This window comes from Burkholderia sp. BCC1972, from assembly GCF_905339605.1.
Taxonomy (GTDB): Bacteria; Pseudomonadota; Gammaproteobacteria; order Burkholderiales; family Burkholderiaceae; genus Burkholderia.
This window is the reverse complement of record NZ_CAJPGH010000025.1, coordinates 1-21,046: the sequence shown is the minus strand read 5'-3', so window position 1 is coordinate 21,046 and position 21,046 is coordinate 1. Positions and strand designations below refer to the sequence as shown.

General features: G+C 63.1%; 19 protein-coding genes and 1 pseudogene. 16 read left to right on the top strand and 4 right to left on the bottom strand.

All coding sequences use genetic code 11. The features are described from left to right. The first annotated feature begins 206 nt into the window (after window positions 1-206). From U5798_RS28425 to U5798_RS28400, 6 genes are all read left to right on the top strand, one after another. Complete coding sequence (locus U5798_RS28425) at window positions 207-4,292, top strand: CheR family methyltransferase (protein ID WP_322083878.1); 4,086 nt, start codon at window positions 207-209, stop codon at window positions 4,290-4,292. Window positions 4,293-4,307: 15 nt separating this feature from the next. Continuing rightward, the gene (locus U5798_RS28420) at window positions 4,308-4,886 is read left to right on the top strand and encodes a hypothetical protein (protein ID WP_322083877.1); all 579 of its coding nucleotides are present in this window, start codon (window positions 4,308-4,310) and stop codon (window positions 4,884-4,886) included. 49 nt (window positions 4,887-4,935) lie between these two features. After that, a complete protein-coding gene (locus tag U5798_RS28415; RefSeq protein WP_322083876.1) occupies window positions 4,936-5,532 on the top strand; it encodes a helix-turn-helix domain-containing protein in 597 nt (198 codons plus the stop codon). Between the two features lie 243 nt (window positions 5,533-5,775). Then, a complete protein-coding gene (locus tag U5798_RS28410; RefSeq protein ID WP_322083875.1) occupies window positions 5,776-6,369 on the top strand; it encodes a cytochrome b/b6 domain-containing protein in 594 nt (197 codons plus the stop codon). Window positions 6,370-6,371: 2 nt separating this feature from the next. Beyond that, the gene (locus tag U5798_RS28405; RefSeq protein ID WP_322083874.1) at window positions 6,372-7,163 is read left to right on the top strand and encodes a molybdopterin-dependent oxidoreductase; all 792 of its coding nucleotides are present in this window, start codon (window positions 6,372-6,374) and stop codon (window positions 7,161-7,163) included. A gap of 62 nt (window positions 7,164-7,225) precedes the next feature. Next, window positions 7,226-7,840: a hypothetical protein gene (locus U5798_RS28400; RefSeq protein ID WP_322083940.1), complete on the top strand. Its 615-nt coding sequence runs from the start codon at window positions 7,226-7,228 to the stop codon at window positions 7,838-7,840. A gap of 135 nt (window positions 7,841-7,975) precedes the next feature. Here U5798_RS28400 and U5798_RS28395 read toward each other — a convergent pair whose 3' ends face one another. After that, window positions 7,976-8,806 carry an oxidoreductase gene (locus U5798_RS28395; RefSeq protein WP_322083873.1) on the bottom strand — a complete coding sequence of 277 codons (831 nt, stop codon included), beginning with the start codon at window positions 8,804-8,806 and terminating at the stop codon, window positions 7,976-7,978. A 207-nt stretch (window positions 8,807-9,013) separates the two neighbouring features. Here U5798_RS28395 and U5798_RS28390 point away from each other — a divergent pair, with 207 nt between their 5' ends. The 8 genes and pseudogenes from U5798_RS28390 (at window position 9,014) to U5798_RS28360 (ending at window position 16,490) form a co-directional block, all read left to right on the top strand. After that, complete coding sequence (locus tag U5798_RS28390; protein ID WP_124447463.1) at window positions 9,014-9,883, top strand: LysR family transcriptional regulator; 870 nt, start codon at window positions 9,014-9,016, stop codon at window positions 9,881-9,883. Window positions 9,884-10,185: 302 nt separating this feature from the next. After that, the gene (locus U5798_RS28385; protein WP_322083872.1) at window positions 10,186-11,055 is read left to right on the top strand and encodes an LD-carboxypeptidase; all 870 of its coding nucleotides are present in this window, start codon (window positions 10,186-10,188) and stop codon (window positions 11,053-11,055) included. Window positions 11,056-11,078: 23 nt separating this feature from the next. Then, window positions 11,079-11,174, top strand: a pseudogene (locus U5798_RS37160) (IS6 family transposase); the annotation flags it as partial. A gap of 215 nt (window positions 11,175-11,389) precedes the next feature. Beyond that, window positions 11,390-12,289: a LysR substrate-binding domain-containing protein gene (locus U5798_RS28380; protein ID WP_124447467.1), complete on the top strand. Its 900-nt coding sequence runs from the start codon at window positions 11,390-11,392 to the stop codon at window positions 12,287-12,289. A 164-nt stretch (window positions 12,290-12,453) separates the two neighbouring features. Next, on the top strand, window positions 12,454-13,203 hold the full coding sequence (locus U5798_RS28375) for an SDR family NAD(P)-dependent oxidoreductase (protein WP_124447469.1): 750 nt from the start codon (window positions 12,454-12,456) through the stop codon (window positions 13,201-13,203). A gap of 74 nt (window positions 13,204-13,277) precedes the next feature. Further along, window positions 13,278-14,603: an MFS transporter gene (locus U5798_RS28370; RefSeq protein WP_322083871.1), complete on the top strand. Its 1,326-nt coding sequence runs from the start codon at window positions 13,278-13,280 to the stop codon at window positions 14,601-14,603. Window positions 14,604-14,649: 46 nt separating this feature from the next. Next, a complete protein-coding gene (locus U5798_RS28365) occupies window positions 14,650-15,495 on the top strand; it encodes a transketolase (RefSeq protein ID WP_124447473.1) in 846 nt (281 codons plus the stop codon). Next, complete coding sequence (locus tag U5798_RS28360) at window positions 15,492-16,490, top strand: transketolase family protein (protein WP_322083870.1); 999 nt, start codon at window positions 15,492-15,494, stop codon at window positions 16,488-16,490. The genes U5798_RS28365 and U5798_RS28360 overlap by 4 nt, the downstream gene beginning before the upstream one ends. A gap of 419 nt (window positions 16,491-16,909) precedes the next feature. On the opposite strand, the gene U5798_RS28355 is transcribed toward U5798_RS28360, so the two are convergent. From U5798_RS28355 to U5798_RS28345, 3 genes are read right to left on the bottom strand one after another with little or no spacing between them, the layout of a single operon-like run. Further along, window positions 16,910-17,218 (bottom strand): YciI family protein, encoded by a 309-nt coding sequence (locus tag U5798_RS28355; RefSeq protein WP_124447477.1) that lies wholly within the window; start codon window positions 17,216-17,218, stop codon window positions 16,910-16,912. 12 nt (window positions 17,219-17,230) lie between these two features. Further along, window positions 17,231-17,875 carry an FMN-dependent NADH-azoreductase gene (locus tag U5798_RS28350; RefSeq protein ID WP_124447479.1) on the bottom strand — a complete coding sequence of 215 codons (645 nt, stop codon included), beginning with the start codon at window positions 17,873-17,875 and terminating at the stop codon, window positions 17,231-17,233. A gap of 51 nt (window positions 17,876-17,926) precedes the next feature. After that, window positions 17,927-18,757: an alpha/beta hydrolase gene (locus U5798_RS28345; protein ID WP_322083869.1), complete on the bottom strand. Its 831-nt coding sequence runs from the start codon at window positions 18,755-18,757 to the stop codon at window positions 17,927-17,929. Window positions 18,758-18,879: 122 nt separating this feature from the next. Between U5798_RS28345 and U5798_RS28340 the strand changes: the two genes are divergently transcribed. Both U5798_RS28340 and U5798_RS28335 read left to right on the top strand, forming a co-directional pair. Beyond that, complete coding sequence (locus tag U5798_RS28340; protein ID WP_124447483.1) at window positions 18,880-19,926, top strand: GlxA family transcriptional regulator; 1,047 nt, start codon at window positions 18,880-18,882, stop codon at window positions 19,924-19,926. A 336-nt stretch (window positions 19,927-20,262) separates the two neighbouring features. Beyond that, window positions 20,263-20,859, top strand: coding sequence for a plasmid pRiA4b ORF-3 family protein (locus U5798_RS28335; protein ID WP_322083868.1), 597 nt, complete (start codon window positions 20,263-20,265; stop codon window positions 20,857-20,859). Window positions 20,860-21,046: the final 187 nt, after the last annotated feature.

Below are 21,046 nucleotides of genomic sequence, written 5' to 3'. Positions count from 1 at the left end.
GATGCGCATCCCGGCGGATCCAGCCTCGAGGCTTCGCGGAGGCGTCAAGAGGAAGCCGCACACCCCGCTGGCGACGCGGCAAAATTCTTGCAGTCAATGCTGTTGGAGCGATAATAGCGATCCACGCGTATCTTGGCGCAAGCGGGCCATGCGCCTGCCCGACCTTGGCCGCGAACACGATTATTCTTTCAACAGGACACGCAGCGATGTCGAAAAGACGCGGGCAGACTCTCCCGGGCCAGGCAAATCATCCTGTCGTCGGAATCGGCGCGTCGGCTGGCGGTTTGGGTGCGCTCCTCGAGTTCTTCGAAGCCTTGCCGGCGCGCACGTCGATGGCATTCGTCGTGGTCATGCATTTGGCACCGGATCATGAAAGCAATCTGGCCAGCCTGTTGCAGAAGGCCACCGGAATGCCCGTGCTGGAAGTCACGAGTGCCACGCCGATCGAGCCCGACCACGTCTACCTGATCGCGCCCTCCCTCGAACTGACCATGGTCGACGATTTTCTGCGCGTCGCTCCCCATCGACCGGAAGAGGGCGGCCGACGGGCTGCCGTCGATCTCTTTTTCCGGACGCTCGCTGAAGCCCATCGCGCACGCGCAATCGGCGTCGTGCTGTCCGGCGCAGGCTCGGACGGCTCCGTCGGGCTGTCGAGGATCAAGGAAATGGGCGGTATCACCTTCGCCCAGGAGCCGGCGGAAGCGGAATACGACAGCATGCCGCGCAGTGCCATCGCGACAGGCATGGTCGACTTCGTGACCACCGCCGCGGAAATGCCGCAGCGGCTGATGGACCTGTGGGTGACCGCGAAGGAAATCCACCTGCCCGTCACCGAAAGCGAGGAGCGCCAGGAAGAACTGGTCAACGAGGCAGCCGAGCGTGCATTGCGCGAGATCATGATCATCCTGCGTACGCGCACCGCGCATGATTTCCGGCATTACAAGCGGGCGACAGTACTGCGGCGGATCGAACGCCGCCTGCAGGTCAACGGCATCACCGATCTCCAGGCGTACCGCGACTTTCTCCATCTGCATCCGGAGGAAACCCAGGCGCTTCTGCAGGACATGCTGATCAGTGTCACGAACTTCTTCCGCGACAAGGAAGCGTTCGATGCACTGGACCGCGACGTCCTGCCCCATTTCTTCGAAGGGCGCGGTGAGCAGGATCGCATTCGCGTGTGGTCGGTTGGCTGCGCGACCGGGGAAGAGGCCTATTCGCTCGCGATGTTGCTGCAGGAGCGGTCGCTGAAATCAGCCGAAGGCGTTTCGTTCCAGGTCTTCGCGACCGACATCGACGAGCGGGCCATCTCGTTTGCACGCACCGGCTTGTACCCCGATTCGATTCTCGCCGACGTGGCGCCGAACCGCGTGCGCCAGTTCTTCGCGAAAGACGCCGCGCACTACCGCGTCAAGAAAGAGCTGCGCGAGCACATGCTGTTCGCGCATCACAACGTGCTGAGCGACCCGCCATTCTCGCGGCTCGACCTGATCTGCTGCCGCAATCTGCTGATTTATCTGGACCGGGAAGCGCAGATCGAAATTCTGAAGATGTTCCACTTCGCGCTGCGTCCCGGTGGCGTGCTGTTTCTCGGCAGCTCTGAATCGGCCGACAGCGTGAGTTCCATGTTCTCGGTCGTCGACAAGCGCAACCGAATCTACCGCGCGAACATGGCAGTGCGTGGCGATACCCCGGTGCCGGTCGCCATTTCCGGAACGATGAGCGCACGGCCCGTCGTGACGACCATTCAGCCGCCGGGCCGTCGCCGCTTCTCGTTCGGCGACTTGCACCAACGCCTCGTCGAGCAGCATGCGCCGCCGAGCGTGCTCGTCAGCCGCGATTCCGAAATCGTTCACCTGTCCGATCGGGCTGGACGCTTCCTGCGATATTCCGGCGGCGAACCCTCTCACAACATCATTGCGGTGGTGCGCCCCGAATTGCGTCTCGAGCTGCGCACGGCGATCTATCAGGCACTGCACACCAATCGCAGCGTCGAGGCGCGGCGCGTGAGGGTCGAGCGCGACGCGCGCTCGTATTTCGTCAATATGACCGCGCGCCCCGTGCATGATCCGGAGGCCAATGCGGACTTCGTGCTGGTGCTGTTCGACGAAGTCGAAGACAGCATGAGCGGTTCCGAAACCGCGACGGTCGACGTGCAGAAAGACCCGATCATCAGCCAGCTCGAACGCGAGCTGCAGCGCACGAAGGAGCAGCTTCAGTCGACCATCGAGCAATCGGAAACGTCCACGGAAGAGTTGAAAGCATCCAACGAGGAGTTGCAGGCGATCAACGAGGAGCTGCGTTCGGCGACGGAAGAGCTCGAGACCAGCAAAGAAGAGCTGCAGTCGATCAACGAAGAGCTGACCACCGTCAATGCGGAGCTCAAGTCGAAGGTCGAGGAAACCGGCAAGATCAACGACGACCTGCAGAATCTGATCGCAGCCAACGATATCGGCACGATCTTCGTCGACCGGAATATCTGCATCAAGCGCTACACGCCGCGGGCGACGGACGTTTTCAGCATCATTCCGTCGGATATTGGCCGATCGCTGCTGGACATTACGCATCGGCTCGAGTACGACAAGCTCTCCGACGACGCGGCCGAGGCTTTCGATTCGCTCCGCCTGATCGAGCGTGAACTGCGGAGCAACGACGGACGCTGGTATCTCGCGCGCTTCGTGCCCTACCGGACAACGGAGGACCGAATCGACGGCGCGGTGCTTTCCTTCATCGATGTCACTGACCGCCGAAGGGCGGAAGACCGTCTGCGCGAAGGTGAGCGGCTGATGCGCATCGTGGCCGAAGGCACCAAGGACTACGCGATCATCACGTTCGATGACAACGGCATCGTCACCAGCTGGAATGCCGGCGCGGAGCGGATCTTCGGGTATACCGAGGCCGAAATGATCGGGCAGTCTGCCGATCTCCTGTCGACCGAAGAGGATCGTACCAATCAGGTTGCACAGCGCGAATTCGCGGAGGCCCGGCTGAACGGACGCACCGAAGAGGAACGCTGGCATCTGCGCAAGGACGGCACCCGCTTCTTTGCGAGCGGGGTGCTGTCGCGCCTCGACGAACCGGGCATCAGCGGGTTTGCGAAGATCGCGCGTGATCTCGGGGAATTCGCGCCGGCGGCCATGGCTGGCCGCCATGCGCCGGCCGAGCCGCTTGGCGAAACGGGTGAACGGAATGAGGTGCGGCGCCGCGACGAGTTCCTTGCCGTGGTGTCGCATGAACTCAAGAATCCACTCAACCTCATTTCGGCGAGCGCGGAACTGATCGCGCGCGCGCCGGAATCCCGGCAAAACCTGAACATTTCGCGTGCCGCCGATACGATCCGGCGCACCGTCATCGGCCAGGCGCAGATCATCGACGATCTGCTCGACATTTCGCGCGTGCGAACCGGGAAGCTGTCCGTCGTGCGTACGCCCGTCGACATGCGCGAAATCGTGAAGCGTGTCACACATGCCGTCCAGGACGAAGCGAGCCAGCGCGGCCTCGCACTCAACGTCGCGATACCCGCCGCGCCCGTCATCATTCATGCCGACCTTACGCGCATCGAACAGATCGTCTGGAACCTGATCAGCAATGCGCTGAAGTTCACCAGTCGCGGGTCTGTGGACGTGTCGCTGCAGGTTGACGAGCATGAGGAGGCCGTACTGCGTGTGGCTGATACCGGGAACGGCATCGAGGCTGCGTTGTTGCCTCACGTCTTCGACATGTTCCGGCAAAGCCGGGATTCGAATGCGCGCCGCCCGGGTCTCGGAATTGGCCTTGCACTGGTCAAGGACCTGGTGAACCTGCATGGCGGCATCGTGCAGGCGGAATCGAAGGGTGCGGGTCTCGGTGCGGCGTTCACGGTAACGCTGCCGACGCACCGCGTGCTCACCGACGCGCATTCGACCAGAAGAGGACCGGTCGAGTCCTTGCAGGGCTTGCATGTGCTGATGGTGGACGATGACGCGGACACGGTTGAGACGTTCAAGCTCCTGCTGGAAGGCGAGGGTGCCATCGTCCGGACGGCAATGAGCGGTGAGGAGGCATTGTCGACGCTCGACGGTCATGTGCCGGACGTCGTGCTGTCCGACATCGGCATGCCCGGCATGGATGGGCTGGTCTTCGTTGAAAAGCTGCGCGAAGCGCCGGCACTGAAATCGGTGCTCTGTATTGCGCTGAGCGGCTACGCTCAGGACGAAGACGTGAGGCAGGCGGAGAAGGCTGGCTTCGATGCTCACCTGAAGAAACCAGTGTCGCTTGACGACCTGATGGCCATCTTCACGCGGCTTCGCAGTTAACACGCGAAACAAGACATGGAGGAAGGGATCGATAGCTACAACGGGAAGGCAAAGGCACGCTTCGACGAAGCAGACCGGCGGCTCGGGGTGGCCGAGGCGCGCGTCCGGGCGCTTTTCGCCAATCCGCTCGCGGACGAGGCCCTCAAGCAATCTGCGCTGGAAGCCTATCGGGAAGCACGTCTGCTCTGGTTGAGTGCGGACGCCGTATTGCGCAGTTCATCGGTCACCGACAAGCCGCTGCGGCTCGCCGGCCGCCGCATCGTGATTCTTCGAGGAAACGCGCATGTCGGGGAATCGGTTGCCCTGTTGTTGCGGCTGCGCGGGTTCAGCACGACCGTGGTGCCCGCGCACCGCGCCGAAGAAGCGATTTCGCATGGCCCGGCCTCGGCGGTTGTCGTCGACGTGGAGCGTGATCCCGACAACGCTTGCAAGTTCGCTGTCGACACGGTCAGCTTGCACCCGCGCACGCGTATCGTCGCCATGGTTCCGCCGACACTGGGAAGCTACGCGTGGCGCGGGTTCGATGCCATTCTCGTGAAACCGGTTTCGATCGACGCGATCGCGCACGCGATCATGGGCGATAGCGGGGCGTAGTGACGGAGGCGGTGCATCCGCCGGCAACCTTGCACGCATCGGAGGGCGGATGAGCCGTACCTTTCTTTACATCAACAGCCCGATCGGGAGTCTGTTCCCCGAGCAGGAGCTGATTGCGTTCGACAAGGCAGGCCACACCGTCGTACTCAATCGCGTCGCCATCGACCGCGTCCCACCGTATGTCAACGCAGCCGAGCGACCGGAACTGGCTGGTACCCTGAGGCGCGCCGTACCTGGTGACTCGCTGGTGGTACTGGAAATTGCTGCGCTCGGCTGCAGCGCACGCGACGCCCTTTCGACCCTGATGCAATGCCGCAACCGGAGGATCGTGGTCCAGTGCGTCGAGGTCGGCAACGTCGATCTTGCGAGCCGCCCCGAACCGCCGGCGATCAAGATGCTCCGTGCGGTGATCCGACTGGAGACCGCGGTCAGGAGCCAGCGTGGCAAAACGGGTGTGAAATCCGCACAAGACAACGGGCAGCGCGTCGGTCGGCCATCGTCGCTTGGCCGGCAAGATCGCGAGCGCGTGATGCGCTCCCTCGACAAAGGACTGTCGGTCAGCGAGGTCGCACGCAGGTTCGGGACGTCGCGTCAGACCATCATGCGGATCCGGGCATCGTTTTCGCTTACGGCTGAGGAGCACTGATAGTCCAGGAGTTCCGCGTATCCCCAACGTACCCGCGGCTGGCCGGTCCGCGCTGACGCGTCGTCCGGCGCACTACCGCCGTTGTTCCGGCCGACTGCCGATACGTCGGCTCGACGGCTGCCCGACCGGGGTCGGTCGTTCGACCGATACCGGTACGTCGACGCAATTGCGATCCTTCTCGTCACGCGCATGTCACCACGGCATGGCGCGTGCACCATCCGCAAGGTTACGAGGAAGTTCGCTTTGAGACGCTCGACGATTCATCCGCTGTGGGTTCGTCTTTTCCACTGGCTCAATGCCGCCGCAGTCATCGCCATGTGCCTGAGCGGCTGGCAGGTCTACAACGCGTCGCCGATTTTCAGGGCGGTCACGTTTCCGCCTTCCATCACGCTGGGAGGCTGGCTGGGCGGTGCGCTCCTCTGGCACTTCGCGGCGATGTGGATCCTGGTCGGCAACCTGTTCGCCTATCTCGTGCTCGGCATTGCAACAGGGCGGTTGCGCAGGAAGCTGTTGCCGCTCGGCATGCGCGCGCTCCTTTCCGACCTCGCCGCCGCGCTGCGCGGAAAGCTGGTCCACGATGATCCCGCCCGGTACAACGCCGTGCAGAAGTTCGCGTATCTCGGCGCGCTCGCCGATATCGTGCTGCTCGTTCTCTCGGGGCTCGCCATCTGGAAACCGGTGCAGTTTGCGGTCCTGAGGACATTGATGGGCGGATTCGACAACGCGCGCATCGTTCATTTCGTCGCGATGAGCGTGCTCGTCGGTTTCTTTGCCGTTCACGTCGTGATGGTCGCGCTCGTTCCGCGCTCACTGCTCACGATGATTCGAGGGCGCTGATCATGAATGAACCCAAACGTTCGCCGCGTGCCGACCGCGTCGCGCAGCTCGATTCGCATGCGATCGTCAAGGATGCGCGCAACGCACTCCAGTCGACGCAACGCCGCCTGTTCGGCAAGCGGATCCTTACGCTCGGCGGCCTGATGCTGCTGTCCGGCTGCGACTTGACCGACGACCAATCGGTCAACACGATGCTGCGCCGCGTGTCGTCGTTCAACGACGACGTGCAGGCTTCGCTCTTCGATCCGCGCAAGCTTGCGCCGACGTATCCGGAGTCGATGATCACGCGGCCCTTTCCGTTCAATGCGTACTACGACATCGACCAGGTGCCGGACGTGGATGCGGCGAGATATCGGCTCCAGCTCGGCGGGCTGGTCAAGGGCAAGCGTGCGTGGACGCTCGACGAGCTCCATGCGCTGCCGCAGGAAAGCCAGGTTACGCGGCATATCTGCATCGAAGGGTGGAGCGCGATCGGAAAGTGGGGCGGCGTGCGATTTTCCGACTTCCTGTTGCGCGCCGGCGCCGACACCACCGCGAAGTACGTCGCGCTGCATTGCGCCGACAACTACTGGACGAGCATCGACATGCCGACCGCGCTCCATCCGCAAACACTGCTGACGCTCACCTATGACGGCAGCGTCTTGCCGGCGAAGTACGGCTTCCCGATGAAGCTGCGCATGCCGACCAAGCTCGGCTACAAGAATCCCAAACACATCGTCGCCATCACGGTGACCAACGCATTCCCGGGCGGTTATTGGGAAAACCAGGGATACAACTGGTTTGGCGGATCCTGAGCTTCTGGCCAGGATCCCGCGCCGGTGACGTCCCCGATCGCAACCTCTTCACAGGAGCATTCATGTCCATTCGACTCAAACTCGTTGTCTCCGTCGTCGCGGCTACGCTGGCCGGCACTGCGTTCGCGCAATCCGCCGCGGTCAAGCCCGAGCGCATTCGCGGCGACATCGTCTCGTTTTCCGGAGACAGTCTGAAGGTACACCGTCGCAGCGGCGATACCGTGCTCATCAATATCGCAGCGTCGGCCAACGTGAACGCGGTGAAAGCGATTCAGCTTTCCGATATCAAGCCCGGTTCCTACGTCGGCGCGGCAGCCATGCCGGGCGAGAACGGCAAGTTGATCGCGAAGGAAGTGCTCGTATTCCCCGAAGCCGCGCGCGGCATGGGTGAAGGCCACTACGCATGGGATCTCGGCGCGAACAGCTCGATGACGAACGCGAATGTGGATACCGTCGTTCAAGGCACGAGCGGGCGCGATCTCAAGCTTTCATACAAGGGCGGCAGCAACACGATCAACGTGCCGCCCGACGCACCGGTCGTGACGCTGGTCCCGGCGACGCGCGCCGATTTGTCGACGGGCAAGAAGATCTTCGTCGTGGCTACGCCGGGCAAGAACGGGGCATACGACGGACGCCAGATCGTGGTCGAGAAGGATGGGGTAGCGCCTCCGATGTAAGCCGGCCGCCCGGCGAGCGACTTGTCGTTCGCCGGCGTGCAACCGGACGGCGGTTGCCGAACCGATGCTCGAGGACCGGCCGCGTGTCCGCGCTTCGTTTTGTTTCGGGCCGACCGTTGCGTCGGCCCGGGACCGTCAATCAAAGTCGGTCGCGATGGAGCGCGCGCGCCACGCGTCGATGTCCCGGCGGAACGCCTTCAGCTTGCGCTCCGCAATTGCATGGGCACTCGGTCCGATCGGCAGGTGCAAGGGTGGATCGTCCGAGTCGATCGCCTGGATGATCACCGCGGCGGCTTTGGCCGGATCGCCTGCCTGATGTCCGTCGTTGCTGTCGCGATAGCTGCGCGCGGAGCCCGCGGTTGCCGAATAGGCGCTGATTTGCTGCTTGGCGACCGCGATCGAGCGCCCCAGGAATTCGGTTCGAAACGGGCCGGGCTCCACGATGACCACGCGAATGCCCATCGGTTCGACTTCCTGCGCAAGGGCCTCCGACAGGCCTTCGACTGCGAACTTCGTCGCGTTGTAATAGCCGCGGCCCCCCGAGCCGGCGATGCCCGCACCGGACGACAGGTTCACGATCCTGCCGCCTCCGGTGCGCCGCATCAGCGGCAACGCCGCACGCGTCGTCTCGATGAGCCCGAACACGTTCACATCGAATAACGGCCGGTATTCCTCCGGCGTGCCTTCTTCGATTGCGCCCATGAAGCCATGGCCGGCGTTATTGACGAGCACGTCCAGCCTGCCGAACGTTTCGGTCGTCAAGGCAATGGCCGCTTGTATCGTTTCCGGCTTCGTCACGTCCAGTGCTGCGACACGCAGCGTGTCCGGATAACGCCGTGCCAGATCGCGTAGCGTTTCCGGCGTACGCGCCGTTGCCACCACGTGGTCGCCGCGCGCGGCTGCCGCGCGTGCGAGATGCAGGCCGAAGCCGCCGGAGCAGCCGGTGATCAACCAGGTTTTGTTCATGTGTTTCTCCTTTTGCTCGATTCCGCGTTTCGATACGCTCGACGGGGCACGCCGACATGCGTTTGCCCATGTCTTCACACTCCGCAGACGCCGGCCCCGAGCGGGCCGGTTCGATTGATGAACACCACCATGGTGAGGCGTACACAATTGTTTGTGAATGGTCGTTCTTGTATATTGAGCGTACATTTTTGAACGAAGGTTCCTCGCATGGAATGGAGTGATGTCAGGGTCTTTCTGGCCGTCAAGCGGGGCGGATCTTTCGGTGCGGCAGCCCGAGGCCTGGGCGTGAGCCATCCGACGATCGGCCGCCGGATCAAGGCGCTGGAGGATGAAGCCGGGCAGGCGTTGTTCCGCAGGACCGCGGATGGGCTGGTGCTCACGGACGCCGGAGATACCGTGCTCGGCATGGCCGAAGCGATGGAAAACGCCGCGCTGGCCATGGAGCGGCGTCTGGCCGGTAATCACGATCGCCTCGAAGGCATCTTGCGCATCTCGTGCGCAGAGTGGTTCGCCGGCTACGTGCTGACGCCTGTGCTGGCGGAACTGGTGCGCCGTCATCCGGCCGTGGTGCCGGAAGTGATCGCGAGCTACCGATTGCTGAGCCTGTCGCGTCGCGAGGCCGACCTGGCCTTCCGGATCGTTCCTTTCACCGAACCGGACATTGTCCAGCGCCGCCTGATGACCGTTCCGTACGGTCTTTACGGCACGGCCGAAACCATACGTGCGTTGCGGCGCGATCCTGCTTCGGTGGGGTTGATCGTGATGAACACGGCGCAGTCTCATTTCCCCGACGTCGCCTGGCTGCTCGACAGGTTCCCGCAGTCGCGGCGCGTGTTCACCAGCACGAGCCGAGCCGTTCAGGCCCGGATGTGCGCGGCGGGCATGGGCATCGCGGTGCTGCCGCGACCGCTGGGCGACGCGGTACCGGCAGTGCAGCGCATCGAGACGCCGGAACCGCCTCCATCCAGAGACATATGGGTGGGTTACCACCATGACCTTCGGCATATGGATCGCTTGCGCGCGATGCTCGATATCGCAGATACGATGCTGAGCGAATCACCGATTGCCGCTCGCTGAATCGAACGTCGAGGTTCGGGCACGTATCCGGTACGGCAATGCGGATCGGCAAAGGCCACGTCCACGTGGTCGGGGAGGGCGGCGCGCGAGTTCGGTGCCCGGGCCTGTTCCCGGTGTGGGATCCGCATCGATCGGCCGGCGATTTTGCATCGACCGTGATTCTCAAGCGGTGGAAGCGAATCGGATTCGCGGACGACGGAGAATGGCCTCTCCCCGCGTTCAAGGTCGCCTCGCAGGTATGAGCGGCTCGCGAGAGGTGTCAGGTATATTCAGCGGGTTCATATCCTCACGGTATCCGTTCAATGGAATCGAGACGCAAGACAGTGCGCATCGTCGCGCCCGCGGGTGTGCCCGATCCGCAAGGAATCGAGCGCGGCGTCGCGCTCGTCGAAAGCTGGGGCTTCAAGGTCACGACGAGCGCACATCTCGGCAGCCGGTACCGCTATTTCGCCGGTACCGCCGAGGAGCGCGCGGGCGATCTGCGGCGCGCCTTGATGGATCCGTCAATCGATATCGTCTGGCTCGCGCGAGGGGGATTCGGTTGCGCGCATCTGCTCGAGCACCTGCCGGACGAGATCGCGACGCCGAAGACGATCATCGGTTTTTCCGACGCGACGTCGCTATTCTGCGCGCTTGCAGACCGGCCCGGCGTGCGCTTGTTGCATGGTCCGACGTTCCACAGCCTGGCGACCAAGGTCGACGACGCGACGCGTGCCGACATGCGCGCCGTGCTGACCGGTGGCAAACGCGCGCCGCTGAGCCTGCGGCATTTGTCCGGCGCGCCTGATGCGGTGCGGGGACGTCTGTGCGGCGGCAACGTGACGGTGCTCGCGAGCGTCGCGGGTACACGCTGGTCGCTTCGCTCACGCGACGCGATCGTACTGCTGGAGGACGTGACGGAATTCGGCTACCGGCTCGACCGCAGCCTGACGCAACTGCGTCTGAGCGGTGCGTTGGACGGGGCCCGCGCGTTCGTGCTCGGGCAATTCACGCGCTGCCCGATCCCGGACGGCGCGGATTTCACGCTCGAGCAGATGCTTGTCGACGTGCTGGGCGGCTTCGGCCTGCCGATCTACTCGGGTCTGCCGATCGGACATGAACACCGCAACATCACTTGGCAATACGGCAACCAGGCTGCCATCGAGAACAGCGCGATCCGGTTCGTCGCGTAGCGTCGAATCTGGAAGGACAGGAGCGTGTAGTGCTCGGCGGCATCGAAGTAATGCATATGATCCGAAAAGGGCAAATGAAGTCGACTCGCAAGAATCAGACAACTGCGGAGCAATTCTATTATTCACAAGGGTTCCGGGCTTCCGGGCGACTGCGAACCGGCGAAGTGACTTCTTTACTTCGCAAACCGTGACAACTTTGTTTTGGTCTATGGCGCACGGAGGTCCTCCCGCGCCCTAGAATTGACACTTGATATATTGGACTGGCTTTGCTTGGATGATCGCTCGAACGCGATATCGCTTTGCCGACGTTCTGCAAATTTCCCAAGACTCCAACATGCGTATCCCGCCGCTCAAGGCCATCATCGCGTTCGAAAGCGTTGCCCGGACCAAAAGCGTCAATCGCGCGGCGGAAGAACTCGGCCTGACCGCGTCCGCCGTCAGCCATCAGCTCAGCAACCTCGAATCGCAGATAGGTCAGCCGCTGTTTCAGCGCTCGGGGCGCGGCCTCGTGCTCACGCCGACCGGCGAACGCTACCTGGCCGACGTCACGGGCTCGCTCGCCGATCTCAGCCGCGCGACCGAGCGCGCGTCGAGCCGCACCGAAGTCGATATCCTGCGCGTGCATTCGAGCCCGAGCTTCGGGCTGATGTGGCTGCTGCCGCGGCTGTCGTCGTTTCAGGAGGCGAACGGCGATATTCAGCTGAACCTTGCGTGCTCTTACGAAAACGTGTCGTTCTCGAATGGGTTCTACGATATCGATGTCCGGCACGGCTACGGCAACTGGGACAACCTCGAGGTCCGAACCGTGCGCGGCGAGTTCATCGCGCCGCTCGCGTCGCCGCGCTATCTCGAACGGCATCCGGTGAACACGCCGGAAGACCTGCTCGCACATCGGCTGATCTATTCCGAAACGCCGCTGGTCCAGTGGAAGCAATGGTTTGGCCGGACCGGCGTACCGCTTGCCGCCCAGAAGACCTTCGACTTTTCGTTCGACCGCTCGTACATGTCGCTCGAAACCGCCGCGCTGGGCCTCGGCATCGCGCTCGAAAGCCTGATGCTTGCATCGGTGAAGATCCGCGAAGGGCTGCTGATGCCGGTGTTCGACGCCGCCCATGCGGTGGAAGTCAGCGCGCATCACCTCGTTTACCCGCGGCAGAACGCGGAACTGCCGCGCGTGAAGCGCTTCCTCGCGTGGATCGAGCGCGAGGTCGCCACGCAGGGCGGGGCAAGCTGAACGTCGCGCATCGGGCCCGCGCACGATATTGCGTCGCAGCACGCCGCGGTGGGCCGCGCGGCGACATCTGAAATTTTCTCAACTATGGCTGAGCGTTTCCGCGTTGATGCGAGTGTCGGGCGAGCCGACACTCTGTACACACACATCAATACAGGAGACGAACGATGTTGCTCGACCATAAGACCATCATCGTGACCGGCGCCGCGTCGCCACGTGGAATCGGCAAGGCCACGGCTCGCGCACTGGCGGCCCACGGCGCACGCATTGCGATCCTCGACCTGCGCCGAGAAGACGCGGAGGCCGCCGCCGCCGATCTCGGCCCGGGCCATCTCGGCCTGGCCTGCGACGTAACCGACCGCGACGCGTGCGTGTCGGCAGCCCGGGCAACGCTGGAGCGCTTCGGCCGCATCGACGGCCTTGTGAACAATGCCGGCATCACACAACCCGTGCGGACGCTGGACATTGCCGCGCGCGACTTCGATGCGATCGTCGACGTGAACCTGCGCGGCACGCTGTACATGTCACAGGCGGTGCTGCCGGCGATGAAGGAGCAGCGCGGCGGCAGCATCGTCTGCATGTCGTCGGTCTCAGCGCAACGCGGCGGCGGCATCTTCGGCGGCCCGCACTACAGCGCCGCGAAGGCCGGCGTGCTCGGCCTCGCGAAGGCGATGGCGCGCGAATTCGGCGCTGACCATATCCGCATCAATTCGATCACGCCGGGCCTGATCCAGACCGACATCACGGGCGACAAGCTGACGCCCGCGATGCGCGAGGACATCATCAAGGGCATTCCGCTCGGCCGCCTCGGCGAGGCCGATGACGTTGCCAATGCGTGCCTGTTCCTGCTGAGCGATCTGTCGAGCTATCTGACCGGCATCACGCTCGACGTCAATGGCGGGATGCTGATCCACTGAAAACGGCGCCGCCACGCGTGCGGCGCCGCCCATCATGCACCCGGGACAACCCGGGGCCGTGGCAGGAGACAAACATGAGAGCAAAGTATCCTGCATCTCCGGTTCAGCCCGAGATGCTGCACCGGGACGATGCGCAGACGTTCGAAGCGGCGACCTATGCGAAGGTCGCGCGCCGGCTGATCCCGTTCCTGATGTTGTGCTATCTCGGCGCCTATCTCGACCGCGTCAACGTCGGGTTCGCGAAGCTGCAGATGCTGAGCGACCTGCGTTTCAGCGAGACGGTGTACGGGATGGGCGCGGGCATCTTCTTTCTCGGTTACTTTCTGTTCGAAGTGCCGAGCAACCTGATCCTGCATCGCGTCGGTGCGCGCCGCTGGCTCGCGCGCATCATGCTGACGTGGGCCGTGATTTCCGCGAGCTTCGTGTTCGTGAAGTCGCCCACCGTGTTCTACGTGCTGCGGTTTCTGCTCGGTGTCGCCGAAGCGGGTTTTGCGCCGGGCGTAATCCTGTACCTCACGTACTGGTTCCCGGCGGCGCGTCGCGCGAAGGCATTGTCCCTGTTCTTCATGGCGATTCCGCTCGCCGGGATCATCGGCGGTCCGCTGTCCGGCGCGATCATGCACTCGCTGCACGGCACGATGTCGCTGGCCGGCTGGAAATGGCTGTTCCTGCTCGAAGCGCTGCCTTCGCTCGTGCTGGGTGTCGCGATCCTGCTGTATCTCGACGACGGCATCGATTGCGCGAAGTGGCTGACCGACGCAGAAAAGTCCTTGCTGACGCGCAACGTCGCGGCCGACGCCGCGCACACGACCGCGCACCTGTCGATTCGCGCGTTCGCCGCGGACCGTCGTCTGTGGCTGATGGCAGCGATCTACTTCTGCGTCGTGCTCGGGCAGTACGGCCTCACGTTCTGGCTGCCCACCATCATTCGCAAGGCCGGTGTCGCCGATCCGCTGTGGGTGGGGCTGTTCACTGCGATTCCGTATGCGTGCGCGATCGTCGCGCTGCCGGTGATCGGCATGAGCGCCGATCGCCGTCGCGAGCGCCGCTTCCATCTCGCGATGCCGATGCTGGTCGCGGCGGCCGGCTTCGCGACATTGCCGCTGCTCGGCAGCGTCGGCGCGTCGATCGTGTGCCTGAGCATTGCGTCGGCCGGCATCCTCGCGTCGTCGTCGCAGTTCTGGTCGCTGCCGACGGCGCTGCTGGGTGGAATGTCGGCGGCAGCGGGAATCGCCGCCGTCAACTGCTTCGCGAACCTGGCGGGCTTCTTCTCTCCGGCGATCGTCGGCTGGCTGAACGATCTGACCGGCAAGTCCACCGCGGGGCTGCTCTTCATCTCCGTCGCGATCACGGTCGGCGCACTGCTGGTGTTCTTCGTGCCCCGATCCGTCAATCGCTGATTCGTTTTTCCTTCCCATTCCTTCCGACCCGATACTGGAGTAATCGATGGATACCGAAACCATCCATGAAGCGGTCACGCTCGCCGAGCGCGCGTACCGCATCCGCAGAAACGCCGTGCTGATGGGTGAAGTGCAGGGACAGGGCTATGTCGGCCAGGCACTCGACATCGCCGACGTGCTGGCCGTCGCGTACTTCGGCGCGATGCGCTATCGCCCCGACGATCCCGAGTGGGAAGGGCGCGACCGCTTCCTGCTGTCGAACGGCCACTACGCGATCGCGCTGTACGCGGCACTGTTCGAAGCCGGCATCCTGCCGGCGGACGAACTCGAAACCTACGGCAGCGACGACAGTCGTTTGCCCATGTCCGGGATGGCGAGTTATACGCCCGGCATGGAGATGTCCGGCGGCTCGCTCGGGCAGGGCCTGACGATCGCGGTCGGCCGGTGTCTCGGCCTGAAGCGCAAGGGCTCGGATGCATTCGTCTATACGCTGTTCTCGGACGGCGAACTCGACGAAGGCGCGATCTGGGAAGGGTTGATGTCGGCCGCTCACTGGAAGCTCGACAACCTGATCGCGATTGTCGACGTGAACAACCAGCAGGCCGACGGTCCGTCGACGCAGGTCATGGCGTTCGAGCCGCTGGTCGACAAGCTCGAAGCGTTCGGCTGGTATGTGCAACGCGTGGACGGCAACGACATCGATGCGGTGAAACGCGCGTTCGACAACGCACGCCTGCATGACGCGCCGAAGCCTCGCATCATCGTTTGCGACACGAAGATGGGGTGCGGCGTGCCGTTCCTCGAAGCACGCGAGAAGAGCCATTTCATTCGCGTCGATGCGCACGAGTGGAAGCTCGCGCTCGACGCACTCGAAGCAGGGAGACACGCATGAGCACCGTCGACAACAAGCCGCGCCTGAAGACTTCCGCGATGATCGCGTCCATCGCAGCCGACGGGCAAGCGACCCGCGCCGCGCCGTTCGGCCATGCGCTCGCGAAACTCGCGCGCACGAACGGCAACGTGATCGGCATGACCGCCGATCTTGGCAAGTACACCGATCTGCACATCTTCGCGAAGGAATTTCCCGAGCGTTACTACCAGATGGGGATGGCCGAGCAGCTGCTGATGGGGGCCGCTGCCGGATTCGCGCACGAAGGTGCGCAGCCGTTCGTCACGACCTACGCGGTGTTTGCAACGCGCCGGGCGTACGACTTCATTCACCAAGCGATTGCCGAGGACAATCTCGATGTGAAGCTGGTGTGCGCGTTGCCGGGGCTCACGACCGGCTACGGGCCGAGCCATCAGGCCGCCGAGGATCTGGCGCTGATGCGCGCGATGCCGAACATGACCGTGATCGACCCGTGCGACGCGCTGGACATCGAGCAGATGGTGCCGGCGATTGCGGCGCACAAGGGGCCGGTGTACGCGCGCCTGCTGCGCGGCAACGTGCCGGCCGTGCTCGACGAATACGATTACCGTTTCGAACTCGGCAAGGCCAAGCTGCTGCGCGACGGCAACGACGTGCTGCTGATCTCGTCCGGGATCATGACGATGCGTGCGCTCGAGGTGGCGAAGGCGCTCGAAGCCGATCGCGTCGATGTCGCCGTGCTGCACGTGCCGACGATCAAGCCGCTCGACACGGCGACCATCGTCCGCGAGGCCGCGCGAAAAGGGCGCATGGTCGTCGTCGCGGAGAACCATACGGTGATCGGCGGGCTTGGCGAAGCGGTCGCAACGGCGTTGCTCGGGGCCGGTGTCGTCGTACCGTTCCGCCAGATCGCGCTGCCGGATGCGTATCTCGCCGCGGGTGCGTTGCCGACGTTGCACGACCGCTACGGGATCTCGGCCGGCGCGATGCGGGTGAATATCAGGACCTGGCTCGGATGACGAATCGGAAGCGCGGGCATGCCGGGTGAATGGCATCTCGCGCGGCGACGTGGTTGTGGCTGTCTTCCGGATCCTGCCGTATGCGCTCAAGCAAGCCGGCGGTTCGCTCGGGAGCGTCGATGCGAATGGACATCGACGGCATGGATGTCTCAGCAAAGAGCCGGTCAGCGTGGCGACTCCGTCAGACGTGAAGAAGCGCCCGATCGATGGCTGGCGGGATGCATTGCCGCGCGTGCCGGACCACGCTGGAACGGCGTGTCCGTCGCGCCCGTGGAAGGATCGAAGTCTGGGCGAGAGGCTGATGTGGGCCGCGAAAGAGTTGCGGCACTTCGGCTATCGCCCGGATGTCGGCTCACGGTACGATTGGTCACGGAATTCCGCCGCGTGTAAGCGTGAGCACGTCCCGCAAATGAAGCCCATCATATCGACCTTGCGCCTGCTGCCCAGCGTGCAGGAAAACCTGCCGCACATAGGGCAGGTTCGCAGCAATGAGCGTCGAACGTGGCCAACCCGTGAATATGGAATGGGTCTTCGGCAATCATTTTCTCGATATCCCGTGGTTGGCCCGCATACGCGAGCACGAAGCCGCCGTTCTCTTCATGCAGCGGACCCGCGGCAAGGATATTTCCCGCCTGGGCGTATCTGACGAGCCATGCCTTGTGAGCATCGAGATGCGCCTGGATCTCTTCAATCGGACGGACGTAGCCGAGCTTGATGGCGAACAGCATAAGCGACCTCTGTTACTGGATGGTTTGCGCACCGGACGTGCGTACATTGACGAGTACCTCGGTCAGGGACGCCCTGGCGAGTGCGATGCCCTGGTCCCGAGCGGCTTGACCTTTCGATACCCCCTCCGCCCGTACGAACCGGACGTCGGTGATGCCCAGGAAACCGAGGAACGCTTTCAGGTAGCTTTCCTGGAAGTCCATGTGCGCGAGCGGTGCTTCCGCGTAAAACCCGCCGCGCGCAGAGGCCACGATAACCTGCTTGCCGCCCGCCAGGCCGACCGGGCCGTTTTCGGTATACCGGAACGTACGCCCGGCCTGGGCCACGCGATCGAGCCATGCTTTCAACTGGCTAGGTACCGAAAAGTTGTACATCGGCGCACCGATGACAATGACGTCGCTCGCCAGAAACTCTGTGACGAGTACTTCGGATAGCTGATGTTCGTGTGCGGTGGTGTCGTCGAAAGCACCGACGTCGATCTGGCGAAATCCGGCTGCGATCGGACCGGTGAGATGCCGGATTTCGTCGCCGACGAGATCACGGTACGTCACCTGCGCCGATGGATGCTGCGCCCGGAGACCAGCTACCACGACCGCGGACAGTTCTCGCGTGATGGAGCTGCTGCCGAGTATGCTCGAATCGAGATGAAGGATGTTCATTGAAGCCTCGCTGACAGGGGAGGAGGGAAGCGCGTCGAAACGTGCTGGAATTCATTGCGATGCCTTCCGGGCGGCTAGATCGATCAGCCTCGCGACTTCGTCCGGGTGAGACAGCATCGACATGTGGCTGGAGCGAATCGATGTGACGGTTGCGCCGATGTGCTGCGCAATGGCTTGCTGGACGGCGGGCTTCAGCGCATTGTCGTTGGTGGTTCGCAGATACCAGACAGGCTTGTCGTGCCATGCCGCGTGCTGGATCTTCGCGGTGAAGCAGGCCGCCGCGACAGGCTGCTGGACCGATGCCAGGACTCGAGCCTGTTCAAGCGGAATGTCTGCTGCCATGACGTGCTGAAACGCTCGTGCATCGTCGAGCCAGATCAGCCCCTGGGCGTCCGGTGTGAGACCGGTCATCGGCGCGTTGAGGCGTTGCAGAAGGTCGGCGACGGACTCACCGTTGTCCGGTACCAGCGCGGACAGATAGACCAGGCCTTTCACATTGGCAGCATTGCCTGCTTGCGTGATGACCGCGCCGGCCCAGGAATGGCCCACCAGCAGGACGTCGCCGGTTTGCCGATGCAGGACGCTCTCGGTGGCGGCAACGTCGTCTGCCAGCGAAGTGAGCGGGTTTGGCACGGCAGTGACGCGGTAACCCATGCGCTGCAGCCTGACGATCACCGGGCTCCAGCTCGATCCATCCGCAAAGGCGCCATGCACGAGGACGATGTTGCGCACAGCCGGCGCTGTAGTCGCTGCCGCATGAGCCGTCGTCAGCGTCGCCGTGAAGGCCACGGCAGCAACCAGTCGGCTGAACCATACGGATCGACGGCGCGCTCTTCTCTGAAGGAGCGAGTCCGGGCAGTCGTGAAGCAATGGGGGTTTCATGTGAAAGCGAATCGTTGAGAAGACGTGCCAAATTTATCTGGCTTTAACGAACCGTTGAAGGTGGCAAACTCGCCAACATTCATGCAAAATTCGCCAACACTCCCCGAGACACGGAGCGCGCCGTGCGCATAGGAATCGTTGCAGTCGAGGGCAGCCTGCTCTCTGCCATTAGCGGCCTTGTTGACCTGTTCTGGATGACGGAGCAGGCGTTACGTGCACCACCCGCCGATGCGTCATATGACCTTTCTGGCCAAGTCCACCCAACCTTCGAGACCATCGTCGCAAGCGCGGATGGGAAGGCCCGGTGCGACCCGCAGGGCCGGTTGATTCCGGTCGACGCTTCGTTTCGGGAATTGACGCATTGCGACGTGGCGCTTGTCACAGGCATGGCGCTGGGGCCGGACCGGCTTCCCCCTGTATCCGCATCGATCAGCCACGCGGCAACATGGCTGCGAGAGCTTCATCAGGCCGGTGCACTGGTGGGCGCTGCGTGTGCAGGTACCTTCGTACTGGGAGAGGCCGGGTTGCTGGACGGAAGGCGTTGTACGACCACGTGGTGGCTCCACCATGCGTTCAGGCAGCGGTTTCCCAAGGCATGCGCGGTTTGGGGCACTGCAGTGGAAGAGCAGGATCGGATCGTGACGACAGGCGGTCCGCTGTCCTGGGTGGATCTGGCCTTGCACGTGATCAGACGCGAGGCAGGGCCCGATGTGGCCCGTCTCGCGGCAGATATCTCCGTGGCCGACAGCTTGCCGCTGCCGCAACTGGTTTATGCGCCCCGCGGGTTCGTCAATGCCACCGACCCGCTGCTTCTGCAAGCAGAGCAGATCGTTCGCCATGCTAGCCCCGGATTGTCCGCTGAAGCGCTGGCGAGCGCGCTAAGTCTCAGCGAACGGACACTGCATCGGCGGCTGAAGGGCTTGACCAACGAGTCACCCAAAGGGTTCATTACCCGCGTGCGGATCGAAATGGCCTGTGTGTTGCTCGAGCGGCCGGGAGCGAGCATTAAGCAAGTCGCATCGCAATGCGGCTACAGCGACGAAACATCATTCCGACGGGCCTTCGGTCAACTCACCAGTATGACGCCGGCCGATTACAGGCGCTGGGCGAGTGGGCGAAACCCAAGACGTTTGCGCCCATCCCACGATAGCGACCTGGGCCGGGAATGACGCTACCGCCGAGGGGCCTGGTCGCGGCATTTCGCTGCAGCTAGGGACGTTACACATCGATTTGAAGCACTTCGACGGTCGACTGACTTCGCCTCTGGCGATCCGATAGAACTTCAGGCGGATCACTTTGCCGCTGGTCTGCTAATGCCATCGTCGCTTTTCGTGAAGGAGGCCGGTAAGTACTCCGATGGCTTGGGCGCGATTGAAAAACTGGCGGAGGTCTGCAAGGCTTCACTCACTGCATCGGCGAACGATGTCGGATTCTCGCTCCCAAGTAGATCCTGGCGAATCATCCTAGGGCGATAATAGTGCGGATTCCCGCTCTCCGGAGATCAAATGCCGAAATCGTTCCAGCGCTTCACCCTCAAAGTGACGCTTCAGCACATCGATCCACCCATCTGGCGTCGGATCGAAGTCGAAGGAACTGAATCGCTGCGCAAGCTGCATCACATTCTGCAAGCAGCTTTCGGGTGGGAAGACGCCCATCTCCACGACTTCCTGATCGATGGCATGACCTACGCCATGTTCGAGATCGATGACGTGGCGGACTTCGCTGACCCGGGCACGACTGCAGATGACCGGAAGATTCGTCTGCAGGCGGTCCTGAAGCCAGGTTCGCGCTTCGTCTACCGATACGACTTCGGGGACGGCTGGAATCACACCGTCGTCGTCGAGAAGACGGAAACGATCGAGGGCCAACCGTGGGGAGAAGCCCAAGTCATTGGCGGCGCCCGTGCTTGTCCGCCGGAGGACGTTGGTGGTCCATCGGGCTATGAGAGGTTCCTGAATACGCTTTCCAACGATCCGGACAGTGAAAAGGCAGAGCGTTATCGAAACTGGATCGGGTCCGGCTTCGACGCGGAATTATTCGATTTGCGTGCTGCCAATGCAGCGCTGTTGCGCATGGCTTCCAACCGTTGGGGCAATCGGTAACTCAGACTGCGTCAAGACTCTGGGCGGAATGAAGATGGTGCGGCTGGACTTCATGACTCTAATGAGACTGCCGTATGTCTATAGAACCTTAGCGCAACGCCGATAAGTACCATCTACTGAGCTCAGTGTTGCGCTGAAGCGGCTGATCTGCGGCGCGGAACGCAACACCTCAAAATGTACCAGTTGT